Source organism: Shinella sp. 1A1, assembly GCF_055379515.1.
Map to the genome: position 1 here is coordinate 1,198,963 of NZ_AP039671.1, position 13,357 is coordinate 1,212,319.

Here is a 13,357-nt window from a genome sequence, read left to right on the forward strand (position 1 = left end):
GAGGAATTGCAACCTTTCGGTGATTCCGAAACGTAGGCACAACGGGAAAGCCATGAACTCGAAACCCACCAGACCTGCGCTTCCGCCGCATACGGCAGAGGAGAATATCGCCTACAGCCGCCAGATGCTGGGCGAGCTGCGCACCGTCGTGAACAACGAGGGTGCGGACGTCCTGCGCTATTTCATCGAGATGGCCTATATGGAGGCGGGCGATATCCTGGCGGGGTTGCGCCCGCTGTCATTCAAGGTTCAGCGAGACGCCGCCGCCGACATGCCGCTGAAGCCGGCCGGCAAGGTCAAGTTCTAGAAGGACGAGATAGACCGTCGCGGCCGGGATGCCGGTATGGCGGATGATCTCGTCGATCTCGGCGGGCACCTGGCTCAGCGCATCCGCGATACGGTCGCGCTCCCCGTCGCTCGGCGGCAGCCGCAGGCCGGGCGCGAGGTCCTCCGCCGGCTCGCCGGCGCCGGGGCGGGGGGTGAAGAGGTCCGGCTCCGACAGCGGCCGCAGGGCCTCCAGCACATCCTCCGGCGTCGTGGTGATGGTCGCGCCGTCCTTGAGCAGGCCGTTGGTGCCTTCGCAGCGCGGATCGAGCGGCGAGCCGGGCACCGCGAAGACCAGCCGGCCGAAATCGGCCGCGTTGCGCGCCGTGATCAGGGAGCCGGAGCGCACCGCCGCCTCCACGACCACCAGTCCGAGCGCCATGCCGGCGATCAGCCGGTTGCGGCGGGGAAAGTCCCGCGCCCGCGGCTCCCAGCCGAAGGGCATTTCGCTGACGGCAAGGCCCTGTCCGTCCGTCAGCTCCTCCAGCAGGCCGATATTTTCCGGCGGATAGGGCTTGTCGAGCCCGCCGGCCATGGCGGCGATGGTGCCGGTGGAAAGGCTGGCGCGGTGGGCCGCCGTATCGATGCCGCGCGCAAGGCCCGACACGATGACATAGCCGGTGCGCCCGACCTCCCGCGCGACGAGGCTGGCGAACTTGATGCCGGAGATCGAGGCGTTGCGCGCGCCGACGATGCCGACGGCCGGCGCCGCCGTGACCTTGCGGTTGCCCTTGACGGCGAGGAGCGGCGGCGCGCCGTCGATCTGGCGCAGGAGCGGCGGATAGTCCGGCTCGCCGATGCCCACGAAGCCGGCGCCGTGCCGCTCGGCGATCTCCAGCTCCCGTTCCGCCTCGGCCCGGCCGGCGACGCGGATGCTGCGCGAGGCCCCGCCGCGGCGGGAGAGTTCCGGCAGCATTTCCAGCGCCGTCTCGGCGCTGCCGAAATGATTGATGAGCTCGCGGAAGGTAACCGGACCGACATTGTCACTGCGGATCAGCCGCAGCCAGGCGATCCTCTGTCGTTCCGTCAGCGCAATTCCCCTTGTCCTTGCGCTGCGGTCGTCCATGGCTATCCCTTGCTGCCGATCCTGCTTTCGGTGCCGTTCATCAAACGGCCGATATTGGCCCGATGCTTCCACCAGGTGATCACGGTGAGGACGGCGAAGAGCAGCGCCACCTTCTCGTGACCGAGGAACCACAATACAACCGGAGATACGATTGTTGCAACCAGGGCCGAGAGCGACGAATAGCGGGTGAGATAGGCCATGCCGATCCAGACCGCGGCGAAGACCGCCACCATCACCGGCACGAGGCCGAGCAGCACGCCAACATAGGTCGCGACGCCCTTGCCGCCCTTGAAGCCGAGCCAGACGGGAAAGAGATGGCCGAGAAAGGCGGCAAGGCCCGCCGCGATGCCGGCATCGAGCCCCCAGCGCGAGGCGATGGCCGCCGCTGCCGTGCCCTTCAGCGCGTCGAGCAGCAGCGTTGCGGCCGCGAGCTTCTTGTTGCCGGTGCGCAGCACGTTCGTCGCGCCGATATTGCCGGAGCCGATGGCGCGCACGTCGCCGAGCCCCGCCATGCGGGTGAGGATCAGGCCGAAGGGGATAGAGCCGAGAAGATAGCCGAAGGCGAGGGCGGCCAGCGTCGGCAAGGCGCCGAGCTGCCAGGTGAAGATGTCGGACACTGTGTTCTCCCCCGAGACGTCTCTTTCCATGGAACCGCTCTGCCCCTGACCTCCTCCTCACAAGCGGGGAGGCGAATGGAAGCGTTGCGGCAAGTCTCCTTCTCCCCGCCTGCGGGGAGAAGGTGCCCGGCAGGGCGGATGAGGGGCAATTCGCCGCGTCCCGTCAGCCGAGCGAATGCACCCGTTCGCCGGCAACATAGGTGCTAACGGCGCGCCCCGTAAAGCGGGCATCTTCGAACGGCGTGTTCTTCGAGCGCGAAACGAAGCCGTCCTTGACGGCGAGCCACGGCTCGTCCGGATCGATCAGCACGATGTCGGCGCGGGCGCCCGGCGCCAGCGTGCCGGCATCGAGGCCGAAGATCTTTGCCGGGCGTGTCGAGAGCGCATCGATGAGGCGCATCAGCGGAACCTCGCCGCTGTGGTGGAGGCGGAGCGCCGCGGCCAGCATGGTCTCGAGGCCGATGGCGCCGTCCGCGGCATCCGCGAAGGGCAGGCGCTTGGTGTCGACGTCCTGCGGGTCGTGGGAGGAGACGATGATGTCGATCTCGCCCCGAGCAAGCGCATCCACCATCGCCTTGCGGTCGTCCTCGCCGCGCAGGGGCGGGGAGAGCTTGAAGAAGGTGCGGTATTCGCCGATGTCGTTCTCGTTCAAGGTCAGGTGGTTGATCGAGGCGGCGCAGGTGACGTTCGCGCCGCGCTCGCGGGCGATCTTCACGGCCTCCGCCGATTCCGGCACCGAGATCTGTGCGGCATGGTATTTCGCGCGGGTGAGGCCGGCGATGCGCAGGTCCCGTTCGAGCGGGATGAGTTCGGCCTCGCGCGGCGTGCCGGAAAGGCCGAGCCAGCTTGCCAGAAGCCCCTCGTTCATGACGCCGCCGGCGCCCAGGTGCTTGTCGCGCGTCTCCAGCGAAATGACGCTGCCGAATTCGCGGGCATAGGTCATCGCGCGGCGCAGCACCTGCGCATTGTGCATCGGGTTGCGCCCATTGGTGAAGGCGACGGCGCCGGCCGCCTTGAGCAGGCCGAATTCCGTCATCTCCTCGCCGGCGAGATGCTTGGTGAGCGCGGCCGCCGCGTGGATGTTCACCACGGCCTTGTCACGTGCCGTCTTCAGCACGAATTCGACGAGCGCGATGTCGTCGATAACCGGATCGGTGTCCGGCATCATGATGAAGGTGGTGACGCCACCAGCCGCCGCCGCGCGGGAGGCCGATTCGATGGTCTCGCGGTGCTCCGCGCCGGGCTCGCCGACGAAGACCCGGGCGTCGACAAGCCCGGGAGCGGCGATCATGCCGCGCCCGTCGACGATCTCGGCGCCCTCGGGCGCGCCCTGGTTCTGCGCGCCGCTGCCGATGGCGGCAATCCTGCCGTTCTCGATGACGATGGAGCCGGATTCGTCGAGGTTGCGGGAAGGATCGACGATGCGGAGGTTCTTGAGGACGGTGGTGCGGGTCATGCGCGGGCACCCTGGTTCTGCGAGAGGAGAAGCGTTTCCATCACGGCCATGCGGACGGCGACGCCCATCTCGACCTGCTGCTCGATCACGCTCTGCGGTCCGTCGGCGATCTCCGACGCGATCTCGACGCCGCGGTTCATCGGGCCGGGATGCATGACGAGCGCATCCTCCTTCGCCGCCTTCAGCTTCTCGGCATCAAGGCCGAAATAGTGGAAATATTCGCGCACAGAGGGAACGAAGGCGCCGGACATGCGCTCGCGCTGGAGGCGCAGCATCATCACGACATCCGCGTCCTTCAGGCCCTCTTCCATGGAGTGGTAGACCTCTGCGCCCATCTCCGCGATGCCGGAGGGCAGCAACGTCGCCGGGGCGACGACGCGCACCCGCGCGCCCATGGCGTTGAGCAGCAGGATGTTTGAGCGGGCGACCCGCGAGTGCAGCACGTCGCCGCAGATGGCGACGATGATGCGCGAGAGCTTGCCCTTGGCGCGGCGGATGGTCAGCGCGTCGAGAAGGGCCTGCGTCGGGTGCTCGTGCTGGCCGTCGCCGGCATTGACCACCGAGCAGGAGACCTTCTGCGCCAGCAGCGCGGCGGCGCCGGCCGAGGAGTGGCGCACCACCAGCACGTCGGGGTGCATGGCGTTCAGCGTCATCGCCGTGTCGATGAGCGTCTCGCCCTTCTTCACCGAGGAATTGCCGACCGACATGTTCATCACGTCGGCGCCGAGGCGTTTGCCGGCAAGCTCGAAGGAGGATTGCGTGCGGGTGGAGGCCTCGAAGAAGAGATTGATCTGCGTCAGGCCCCGAAGGGTCGACGTCTTCTTCTCCCGCTGGCGGGAGATCTTCACGGCCTCGTCGGCGCGGTCGAGCAGGAGGGTGATTTCCTGCTCGGTCAAACCCTTGATGCCGAGAAGGTGGCGATGCGGAAAGAAGTCCATGGGGGCTCCGCCTCAACTGTCGTGGATACGCGGGGTCTATAGAGCCTCGATCCGGCCCCGGCAAGGCGAAGGGATCAATGCTTTGCGCATTCCCACGCTTTTGTGCGCGCAACCGCGCCTGCGGCCGCAAGGCCCCGTTTCGCACCGCCCCGACTTGGGATAGAACCCGCTCATGACTCGCGACACCGAACAAAAACTTGCCGATCTCAACCAGCCGCCGCTCTGGTCGGGCATCAACGCCTATCGCTCCGACCCGCTGCTGGTCGATGCCACCGATGCCATGCCGAAGGCGCTGCGCGACGAGTTCGACGCGATCGGCCGCTACGTGACCGCGCCGGAGGCGCAGGAGCTCGCCCGCATGGCGAACGAAGGCGTGCCGCAGCTTCGCACGCACGGTCCGCGCGGCGAGCGGCTCGATGTCGTGGATTTCCATCCGGCCTGGCACGCGCTGATGCGCCGCTCCATGGCGAACGGCCTGCATTCCTCGCTCTGGGAAAACGTGCCCGACGAGCAGGGCAGGGCGCACAAGGCGCGCGCCGTGCGCTTCTACCTGACGGCGCAGCTCGAATGCGGCCATCTCTGCCCGCTGACGATGACGAGCGCCTCGGTCGCCGCGCTTTCCGCCTCGCCGCAGGTGCAGCGCGAATGGGGCCGCAAGATCCTGTCGCGCAAATACGATTCCACCAACAAGCCCGCCATGCAGAAGAGCGCCGTCACCATCGGCATGGGCATGACGGAAAAGCAGGGCGGCACGGATGTGCGCGCCAACACCTCGCGTGCCGAGCGCGTCGGCGAGGGCATCTACCGACTGACCGGCCACAAGTGGTTCATGTCCGCGCCGATGAGCGACGGCTTCGTCATGCTGGCGCAGACCCGCGAGGGCATCGGCTGCTTCCTCGTGCCGCGCCTGCTGGAGGACGGCTCCAGCAACGGCCTGCGCTTCCAGCGGTTGAAGGACAAGCTCGGCAACCGCTCCAACGCCTCCTCGGAGGTCGAGTTCTCCGAGACCTTCGGCTTCCTGCTCGGCGCGCCGGATGCCGGTATCCGCACGATCCTCGACATGGTGACGTTGACGCGGCTCGACTGCGCGCTGGCCTCCTCCGGCATCATGCGCGCCTCGCTGGCCGAGGCCGTGCACCATACCCGCGGCCGCCATGTCTTCGGCAAGCCGCTCGTCGCCCAGCCGATCATGACGCGGGTCCTCGCCGACATGGCGCTCGACGTCGCGGCGGCGACCGCGCTTTCCCTGCGCCTTGCCGAAGCCTTCGACAAGGCGCGCGACAGCGCGGAAGACGCCGCCTATGCCCGCATCATGACGCCGGTCACCAAATACTGGTGCTGCAAGATCGCGCCCGCCCTCATCTACGAGGCGATGGAATGCATCGGCGGCAGCGGCTATGTCGAGGAGCGGCCCATCGCCCGGCACTACCGCGAGGCGCCGGTCAACGCGATCTGGGAAGGCTCCGGCAATGTCATGGCGCTCGACCTGATGCGCGTCATCGGCCGGGGCAAGGATCTCTTCGAGATGCTCTTTGCTGGCCTTGCCCGCGATCTCGGCCCGGCAGGCCGCAAGACGGTGGAGGTGCTGCGCGCCTGCCTGTCGCTCTGCGAGCGCGACGAGGGCGCGGCCCGCATGCTCATCGAGCAGCTCGCGCTTGCCGCCGCCGCCGCCGAGCTCTACCGCGCCGGTGCCGGCCGCATCGCCGATGCGTTCCTGGAAACGCGCCTCGCCTCCGGCTGGCGCTCGACCTACGGTATGCTCGATTCGCGCTTCGATTCGGCCTATATCGTCGACCTGCTCTATCCGCCTGCGAGATAAGCCGTCGTCGCCAGCACCATCGGAATGGTGAAGAAGGAGGCGATCGTCTGGAGCGTCGCCACGGCGGCGTAGAAGGGCGCGTCGCCGCCCATCTGCTTTGCCAGCACATAGCCGTTCATGGCGGTCGGCACGCTCGCGCCCATGGCGATGGTGAGAAGCTGCTCGCCGCGCATGCCGAGCGCATAGGCCGCGCCCGTCATGACCAGCGGCATGAAGAGCAGCTTGAGCACGACGGGAAGAAAGACCAGCGGCCGGGGCCGCAGGGCATCCGCGAGCTTCAGCCCGGCCCCCACCATGATGAGCCCGAGGCTGAGCGAGGTATCCGCCACCAGCTCTGCCGTCTGCATCAGCGGCGCATAGATGCGGATGCCGAGAAGGTTCACCGCGACGCCGAGCACCGAGCCGATGATCATCGGATTGGTCAGGATCTTCCGCGCGAAGGTCCCGAGGCTTCGCGTGCCGCCGCCGAAGAGCACCAGCACGCCGATATTGTAGAGGTTGATCGGGATGATGATCAGCGTCGCCACCAGTGCGACGAGCGCGAGGCTCTGCGCGCCATAGAGCTTTTCGGCGATCGCCAGCGCGATGAAGGCGTTCCACCGCGTCGAGGTCTGGAAGACTGAGGTATAGGTCGGCGGCGAAATGCCCGCCGCCCGGAATAGTGGCCAGCAAAGGCCCAGGAGGAGCGCGATGAGGCTGAGCGACCCGATGGAGCCGAGGGCGACGTCGCCCGCCGCCATGCCGGCGAATTCCGCCTTGGCGAGCGTGGTGAAGAGCAGAGAGGGGAACAGCACGAAGAAGCCGAGCTGTTCGAGCCCCGTCCACATGTCGCGGTCGATCAGCCGCCAGCGCTTGAGTAGGGCGCCGAGGACCACGAGCAGGAAGACGGGCAGGATGCTTTCGAAGATGGCGGGCATGGCACCGGATCGGCAGGGAAGGGACCGCTGCTCATTCCACGCCGCGGCCGGCCTTGCAAGGGGCAGGGCCGGGACGCGCCGTGTGGAAATTAACCTTAATGCAGGGTTTCCGTTGCGCGGGGAAGGTTAACGGGCAAAGGTGCTGTTTACTTGGTGTTAACCATGTGAAGCGAGTGCCTGCCATGGCCAGAACGGCCCGCATATCGGTCATGACGACCCTGTTTTCCTTCGCGGCGGTGGATATCGTCGTGCCGCTCCTCGTGCTCGTTGCGGGCGTGGCGGTCAGCGAGATGATCTTTGCAGCCGGCGACCTCTTCGCGATGCGGAGGAGGGCGGCATGAAGTGGTTCCTGATTCTCTGGGCCGGTCCCATTGCGCTGCTTGGAAGCTGGTACGGGCTTTCCTACTACGACATGAATTTCGGCATCTTCATGTTGACGCGCGATGCGCATGACCTCGTCTTCCGCATCTACGGCCATATCCTCGGCATTCCGCCGGAAGACCTGCCGCCGCTCGTGCTGCGTGCCATCGTCTTCGACAGTTTCCTGGTGTTCGGCCTCATCGCCTTCCGCCGCCGCAGGCAGATCGCCGCCTGGTGGCGGGCGCGCCGTCAGGCGTCGGCAGCCCTTGCCAGCGACGAGAGCCTGTCCAGCGCGCCTTGAAGGATGAAGGAGGCGGCGGCCGAATCGATCCGCTCGGCCCGCTTCTTGCGCGAGACGTCCATCTCGATCAGCGTGCGCTCCGCCGCGACCGTCGACAGCCGCTCGTCCCAGAAGACGAAGGGGATGTCGGTCTTGTCGGCCATCGAGCGCACGAAGGCGCGCGTCGCCTGCACGCGCGGGCCGGCGCTGCCGTCCATGTTCATCGGCAGGCCGATGACGAAGGCGACGACCTTCTCCTTCCCGGCAAAGGCGAGCAGCACCTCGGCATCCTGCGTGAACTTCACCCGCTTCAGCACCGGCCGGGGCGTCGCCAGCCGCCGGCCGAGGTCCGAGACGGAAAGGCCGATGGTCTTGGTGCCGAGGTCGAGGCCGGCGATCGGCTGGCCGGGGCCGAGGATCGCCGCCAGTTCTTCGAGGGTGAGCGTCGCCATGAAAAGCCCTCAGCGCTTGCGGACGAATTCGGTGCGCAGCACGAGGCCCCTGATCGCGTCGTGCCGGCAGTCGATCTCTTCCGGATTGTCGGTGAGGCGGATCGATCGGATCACGGTGCCCTGTTTCAGCGTCTGGCCGGCGCCCTTCACCTTCAGGTCCTTGATCAGCACGACCGAATCGCCGTCCGCGAGCACATTGCCGCTGGCATCGTGCACCACGTTCGAGGCGGCCTTTTCGGCTGCGATTTCCGAGGCCGGACGCCATTCGCCGGTGGCTTCGTCATAGATGTAGTCGTCGTCGCTCATGGCGGGGTTCCTTCATTATGGTGTAAGCCGCGCTTATAAGGTTTAAATCACGCTTATAGCGTTCGCGCCGCGGATGGAAACAGCCTTCGCGGTTTCTATATTGCGGGCAGGCACTCAATCGGGAGAACACGTATGAAAATCACCTGGCTCGGCCACTCCGCCTTCCGGATCGAAACGGCGAAGGCCAGAATCCTCATCGACCCGTTCTTCACCGGCAATCCCGCCTTCGACGAATCGACCCGCAAGGACGCCGTCGCAGGCCTCACCCATGTCCTCTTGACCCACGGCCACGGCGACCATGTCGGCGATACGATCAAGATCGCGGCGGAAACCGGCGCGACGGTTCTCGCCAATGCGGACCTTGCCGCCTGGCTCGGCGCGAAGGGCGTGGAGAAGGTCGACATGGGCAATACCGGCGGCACCGTGCATTTCGACGGCTTCTCGACCACCTTCGTCAATGCGCTCCATTCCTCTGCGCAGATCACCGAGGACGGCGTTTCCCATTCGCTCGGCAATGCCAATGGCCTCGTCCTCCATTTCGAGGACGAGCCGACGCTCTACCACATGGGCGACACCGACATCTTCTCCGACATGGCGCTGGTCAATGAGCTGCACCAGCCGGAAATCGGCCTGGTGCCGATCGGCGACCGCTTCACCATGGGCGGTGCCGTGGCCGCGCTCGCCTGCCAGCGCTTCTTCAAGTTCGACACCGTTCTGCCCTGCCACTATGGCTCCTTCGGCATCATCGACCAGACGGCCGACCTCTTCGTGCAGGCGATGGACGGCGCGTCGGCGAAGATCGAGGTGCCGAAGGTCGGCGGCTCGGTATCGCGCTGAGCAGCCGGAAAAGCGGCGAGGGGCTGCAAAGGGGGCATTCCCCCGTTGCGCCCCTTGGGCTTGGTCAGTATAGCGGGTAGGAAATTTCCTGTCGGAGACCATCCATGTCCGTAGATCTAGCCACCGTGAAGCGCGTCGCGCGCCTTGCCCGCATCGCCGTCAGCGAGGAAGAGGCAAGCCGCATGATGGGCGAGCTGAACGGCATCCTCGGCTTCGTCGAGCAGCTTTCCGAGGTGAATGTCGAGGGCGTCGAGCCGATGACATCCGTCACGCCCATGGAGATGCGCAAGCGCGAAGACGTCGTCAACGACGGCAGCAAGGCGGACGATATCGTCGCCAATGCCCCGGCGTCCGACCGCAACTTCTTCCAGGTGCCCAAGGTCGTCGAATAACGCCCTTCGCCGCCAGAGCCGTCCGCTTCCGAAAGTAGTCCTTCCATGACCGAACTCACCCGCCTCACCATTGCCGAAGCCCGCGAAAAGCTCGGCGCCAAGGAGATCACCGCCGTCGAACTGACGGACGCCTATCTCGGCGCGATCGAGGCCGCGAACGGTGCGCTCAACGCCTATGTCACCGTCACGCCGGAAAAGGCGCGCGAGATGGCGAAGGCCTCCGACGCCCGCATAGCCGCCGGCAATTCGGGCGCGCTGGAAGGCATTCCGCTCGGCATCAAGGACCTCTTCGCCACCGAGGGCGTGCACACGCAGGCCTGCAGCCACATCCTCGACGGCTTCAAGCCGAAATACGAATCGACCGTCACGCAGAACCTGTGGAACGACGGCGCCGTCATGCTCGGCAAGCTGAACATGGACGAGTTCGCCATGGGCTCCTCCAACGAGTCTTCCTATTATGGCCCGGTGAAGAACCCGTGGCGCGCGGCCGGCTCCAATGCCGATCTCGTGCCGGGCGGCTCCTCGGGCGGTTCGGCCGCCGCCGTCGCCGCGTTCCTGTGCGCCGGCGCGACCGCCACGGATACCGGCGGCTCGATCCGCCAGCCCGCCGCCTTCACCGGCACGGTCGGCATCAAGCCGACCTACGGCCGCTGCTCGCGCTGGGGCATCGTCGCTTTCGCCTCCTCGCTCGACCAGGCCGGCCCCATCGCCCGCGACGTCCGCGACGCCGCGATCCTCCTGAAATCCATGGCCAGCGTCGACGCCAAGGATACGACCTCGGTCGACCTGCCGGTGCCGGATTACGAAGCCTCGCTCGGCCAGTCGCTGAAGGGCATGCGCATCGGCATTCCGCGCGAATACCGCGTCGACGGCATGCCGGAGGAGATCGAGGCGCTCTGGCAGCAGGGCATCGCCTGGCTGAAGGATGCCGGCGCCGAAGTCGTCGACATCTCCCTGCCGCACACGAAATACGCCCTGCCGGCCTATTACATCGTCGCCCCGGCGGAAGCCTCCTCAAACCTCGCCCGCTACGACGGCGTGCGCTACGGCCTGCGCGTCGACGGCAAGGATATCGTCGACATGTACGAGAAGACCCGTGCGGCCGGCTTCGGCACCGAGGTCAAGCGCCGCATCATGATCGGCACCTATGTGCTCTCGGCCGGCTACTACGACGCCTATTACCTGCAGGCCCAGAAGGTGCGCACGCTCATCAAGCGCGACTTCGAACTGGCCTTCCATGCCGGCGTCGATGCCATTCTGACGCCCGCCACCCCGTCGTCGGCCTTCGGCATCGCCGACGAGGACCTCGCCTCCGATCCGGTGAAGATGTATCTCAACGACATCTTCACGGTGACGGTGAACATGGCGGGCCTGCCGGGCCTTTCCGTTCCCGCCGGTCTCGATCACAAGGGCCTGCCGCTCGGCCTCCAGCTCATCGGCAAGCCCTTCGAGGAGGAAACCCTCTTCAAGACGGCCCATGTCATCGAAAAGGCCGCCGGCCGCTTCGCGCCGACGCGCTGGTGGTAAGGGGGCGTCCGGCCCCTTATCGGCTTCCGCCGCTTCATCATCTCCGTGGATAGCGGTCGGCGTCTCTCGCCAATCGCGCCGCGCGGTGCTTTGATGGCGGCGGAGAGAGCCGCATGATCACCGTTCGCAATGCCCTCGAGGAAGATGTACCGGCGCTGATCGACATCGGCGTCAGGGCCTGGGAACAGGCCGTCACCGGCGTGGCCGACCTCCAGGTGCGGCGCGACCATGCCCGCAATGCCTTCCAGCAATTCCTTGCCGCCCATTGGCTGCGCGCCAGCGTCGCCGAATTCGGCGGCGTCCTTGCGGGCTGGGCCTCGCGCGAGGCGCTGGACGACGAGATCACCGATCTCTGGATCGATCCGCCGCAGCAGCGGAAGGGGCTCGGTTCCGCCCTGCTTGCCGCGATGGAAAACGAGATCGTCGCGGCCGGATTGGAGGCCGCGCGCCTCCAGACGCATGCGCGCAACACCGCGGCCGTCGGCTTCTTCCAGAAGCACGGCTATTCGGTGAGCTGGCTGTCGGTGGATTATTCGCCGCGGCTCGACCGCAACGTCGAATCCATCGGCCTGCGCCGACAGCTCGTCGCGGACGAGCCGATCGGCTACGGGCCGGGCGGTTTTTGAGGGAGGCGGGCTTTCGCCGCGCCTCCCGTCGCTTCACTGTTCGTCGGTCACTGGTTATCCTGCTGCGCGCGCACCAGCTCCAGGCCCCGCTGCGTGATGCGGTAGGGCCTGCCGCCGGAAGACGCGATGCAGCGCCGGCGTTTCAGCTTGCGGAAAAGTTCGAGATCGAGGCCGCCCGCCCGCCAGCCGTCCCGCGTGATGCAGGCGACCGTTACGATCTTGCGGGTGTCGTCGTCTTTTTCGATATCGATCCTGCCGCCCTGGGCGAGCAGGTGGAGGATGCGCTGTTCGGCGCGTGAAATGTCCATTGTTCTGAGAATCCGTGTTCGGCGCGTGAAATGTCCATTGTTCTGAGAATCCGTCCGGCGTTCGAATGAACGCGAAAAAACGTTCCGCCACCGAGGGGTGGCAGGGCTCATCGTTTTTCCGACCCTGCGCGCAAGCTTTCGCGGGCAGGGTCCTCAGCGGGCCTCAGAGCTAGACATCAAAACTCCATTGCGGATGCCCCGAAATAGCCGGGGCATCCGTAAAGGTCAATGCGTGGGCCAGATCAGCGAATGGTGCAGGAAGACACCGGTCTTCACGCCATTGGCCGAGGCGAGCGAAATATTGGCAGCGCCGAGCGCGATGTCGCCGGCGGCATAGAGGCCGGGCAGGGAGGTCTGGCCGGTGTCGTCGGTGTCGAGGATGCTGCCGACGGGCGTCTCCTTCAGCCTCAGGCCGCGGTCGGCCGGAATGGCGCTGCGCACCCGCGCCTCCGGCATGACAAACAGCGCCTTGACCAGCGTCGGAATGCCGGGGCCGGTCTCGACGGCGAGCATGCCGTCAGGGCCATCTGAAATGGCCGTGACGCGGCCCGGCCGTAGCTTCACATTGCGTTTCGCGAGAACGGCAAGGGCCTCCTCGTCCGGCTCCGGCACCTGATTGGTGAAGAGCGTGACATCGCCCCAGTCGGCGACCACCGCCGCGAAGCGCGCGGCCTCCGCCGTGCGTGCGAGCACCCCGACCGGCCCGCCGCCCACTTCATAGCCATGGCAATAGGGGCAATGCAGCACCGTCTTGCCCCAGCGCTCCGCAAGGCCCGGAATGGCGGGCAGCCGGTCCTCGAAACCCGTCGCGAGCAGCACGCGCCGCGCCGCGATCCGCCCGCCGTCGCCGGTGACCACGCAGAAGGCGTCCCTTTCCCCCTCCAGCCCCTCGGCCGGCGCATCACGGAAGGTCACGGTCTCGTAGGCGGCAAGCTGGCGGCGGGCATCGGCAAGGATCTCGCCGCCCGGCCTTCCGTCCTGCGCGAGGAAGCCGTGCGAATGAGCGGCGAAGCGATTGCGCGGCTCGCCGGTGTCGACAATGGTGATGCGGCGGCGGGCGCGGGCGAGCTGCATGGCGGCGGAAAGGCCGGCAAAGCCCCCGCCGATGATGATGGCATCTTCGGTCATGGTT

At 66.8% G+C, this 13,357-nt stretch carries 17 protein-coding genes; 8 read left to right on the forward strand and 9 right to left on the reverse strand.

All coding sequences use genetic code 11. The features are described 5' to 3' along the window. Positions 1-52 precede the first annotated feature (52 nt). The gene (locus tag ACZ48C_RS05980) at positions 53-307 is read left to right on the forward strand and encodes a hypothetical protein (protein WP_119258679.1); all 255 of its coding nucleotides are present in this window, start codon (positions 53-55) and stop codon (positions 305-307) included. On the opposite strand, the gene dprA is transcribed toward ACZ48C_RS05980, so the two are convergent. The 4 genes from dprA to ACZ48C_RS06000 form a co-directional block, all read right to left on the reverse strand. Beyond that, positions 239-1,390 (reverse strand): DNA-processing protein DprA, encoded by a 1,152-nt coding sequence (gene dprA, locus ACZ48C_RS05985; protein ID WP_464782500.1) that lies wholly within the window; start codon positions 1,388-1,390, stop codon positions 239-241. The two genes, ACZ48C_RS05980 and dprA, sit on opposite strands and share 69 nt — an antisense overlap. Before the next feature lie 2 nt (positions 1,391-1,392). After that, positions 1,393-1,998 carry a glycerol-3-phosphate 1-O-acyltransferase PlsY gene (plsY, locus tag ACZ48C_RS05990; protein WP_234189392.1) on the reverse strand — a complete coding sequence of 202 codons (606 nt, stop codon included), beginning with the start codon at positions 1,996-1,998 and terminating at the stop codon, positions 1,393-1,395. Positions 1,999-2,170: 172 nt separating this feature from the next. After that, the gene (locus tag ACZ48C_RS05995; protein ID WP_464782501.1) at positions 2,171-3,463 is read right to left on the reverse strand and encodes a dihydroorotase; all 1,293 of its coding nucleotides are present in this window, start codon (positions 3,461-3,463) and stop codon (positions 2,171-2,173) included. After that, positions 3,460-4,401 (reverse strand): aspartate carbamoyltransferase catalytic subunit, encoded by a 942-nt coding sequence (locus tag ACZ48C_RS06000; RefSeq protein ID WP_119258668.1) that lies wholly within the window; start codon positions 4,399-4,401, stop codon positions 3,460-3,462. Before ACZ48C_RS06000 ends, ACZ48C_RS05995 begins: the two co-directional genes overlap by 4 nt. Before the next feature lie 172 nt (positions 4,402-4,573). Between ACZ48C_RS06000 and ACZ48C_RS06005 the strand changes: the two genes are divergently transcribed. Further along, positions 4,574-6,220 carry an acyl-CoA dehydrogenase family protein gene (locus ACZ48C_RS06005; protein WP_119258667.1) on the forward strand — a complete coding sequence of 549 codons (1,647 nt, stop codon included), beginning with the start codon at positions 4,574-4,576 and terminating at the stop codon, positions 6,218-6,220. On the opposite strand, the gene ACZ48C_RS06010 is transcribed toward ACZ48C_RS06005, so the two are convergent. Next, positions 6,202-7,137, reverse strand: a complete 936-nt coding sequence (locus ACZ48C_RS06010) for an AEC family transporter (protein WP_318911400.1) — start codon at positions 7,135-7,137, stop codon at positions 6,202-6,204. The two genes, ACZ48C_RS06005 and ACZ48C_RS06010, sit on opposite strands and share 19 nt — an antisense overlap. 182 nt (positions 7,138-7,319) lie before the next feature. Here ACZ48C_RS06010 and ACZ48C_RS06015 point away from each other — a divergent pair, with 182 nt between their 5' ends. Then, positions 7,320-7,478 (forward strand): hypothetical protein, encoded by a 159-nt coding sequence (locus tag ACZ48C_RS06015; protein ID WP_162911518.1) that lies wholly within the window; start codon positions 7,320-7,322, stop codon positions 7,476-7,478. Next, positions 7,475-7,798, forward strand: coding sequence for a DUF6105 family protein (locus tag ACZ48C_RS06020; RefSeq protein ID WP_119258665.1), 324 nt, complete (start codon positions 7,475-7,477; stop codon positions 7,796-7,798). The genes ACZ48C_RS06015 and ACZ48C_RS06020 overlap by 4 nt, the downstream gene beginning before the upstream one ends. Here ACZ48C_RS06020 and ruvX read toward each other — a convergent pair. Together ruvX and ACZ48C_RS06030 are read right to left on the reverse strand one after the other, a co-directional pair. Next, positions 7,747-8,229, reverse strand: coding sequence for a Holliday junction resolvase RuvX (ruvX, locus tag ACZ48C_RS06025; RefSeq protein ID WP_424547185.1), 483 nt, complete (start codon positions 8,227-8,229; stop codon positions 7,747-7,749). The genes ACZ48C_RS06020 and ruvX overlap by 52 nt on opposite strands. A 9-nt stretch (positions 8,230-8,238) precedes the next feature. Then, complete coding sequence (locus tag ACZ48C_RS06030; RefSeq protein ID WP_464782502.1) at positions 8,239-8,535, reverse strand: alkylphosphonate utilization protein; 297 nt, start codon at positions 8,533-8,535, stop codon at positions 8,239-8,241. Positions 8,536-8,667: 132 nt separating this feature from the next. Here ACZ48C_RS06030 and ACZ48C_RS06035 point away from each other — a divergent pair, with 132 nt between their 5' ends. The 4 genes from ACZ48C_RS06035 (at position 8,668) to ACZ48C_RS06050 (ending at position 11,917) form a co-directional block, all read left to right on the forward strand. Next, entirely contained in the window at positions 8,668-9,372 is a 705-nt protein-coding gene (locus tag ACZ48C_RS06035; protein WP_119258662.1) for a metal-dependent hydrolase, read from the forward strand. Between the two features lie 104 nt (positions 9,373-9,476). Then, entirely contained in the window at positions 9,477-9,764 is a 288-nt protein-coding gene (gene gatC / locus ACZ48C_RS06040) for an Asp-tRNA(Asn)/Glu-tRNA(Gln) amidotransferase subunit GatC (RefSeq protein WP_119258661.1), read from the forward strand. A gap of 45 nt (positions 9,765-9,809) precedes the next feature. Beyond that, a complete protein-coding gene (gatA, locus tag ACZ48C_RS06045) occupies positions 9,810-11,291 on the forward strand; it encodes an Asp-tRNA(Asn)/Glu-tRNA(Gln) amidotransferase subunit GatA (protein ID WP_464782503.1) in 1,482 nt (493 codons plus the stop codon). A 113-nt stretch (positions 11,292-11,404) separates the two neighbouring features. Beyond that, a complete protein-coding gene (locus ACZ48C_RS06050; protein WP_415212355.1) occupies positions 11,405-11,917 on the forward strand; it encodes a GNAT family N-acetyltransferase in 513 nt (170 codons plus the stop codon). A 47-nt stretch (positions 11,918-11,964) separates the two neighbouring features. Here ACZ48C_RS06050 and ACZ48C_RS06055 read toward each other — a convergent pair whose 3' ends face one another. Together ACZ48C_RS06055 and ACZ48C_RS06060 are read right to left on the reverse strand one after the other, a co-directional pair. Then, complete coding sequence (locus ACZ48C_RS06055; RefSeq protein ID WP_424547182.1) at positions 11,965-12,225, reverse strand: YjhX family toxin; 261 nt, start codon at positions 12,223-12,225, stop codon at positions 11,965-11,967. A 225-nt stretch (positions 12,226-12,450) separates the two neighbouring features. Then, positions 12,451-13,353, reverse strand: a complete 903-nt coding sequence (locus ACZ48C_RS06060) for an NAD(P)/FAD-dependent oxidoreductase (protein ID WP_464782504.1) — start codon at positions 13,351-13,353, stop codon at positions 12,451-12,453. Positions 13,354-13,357: the final 4 nt, after the last annotated feature.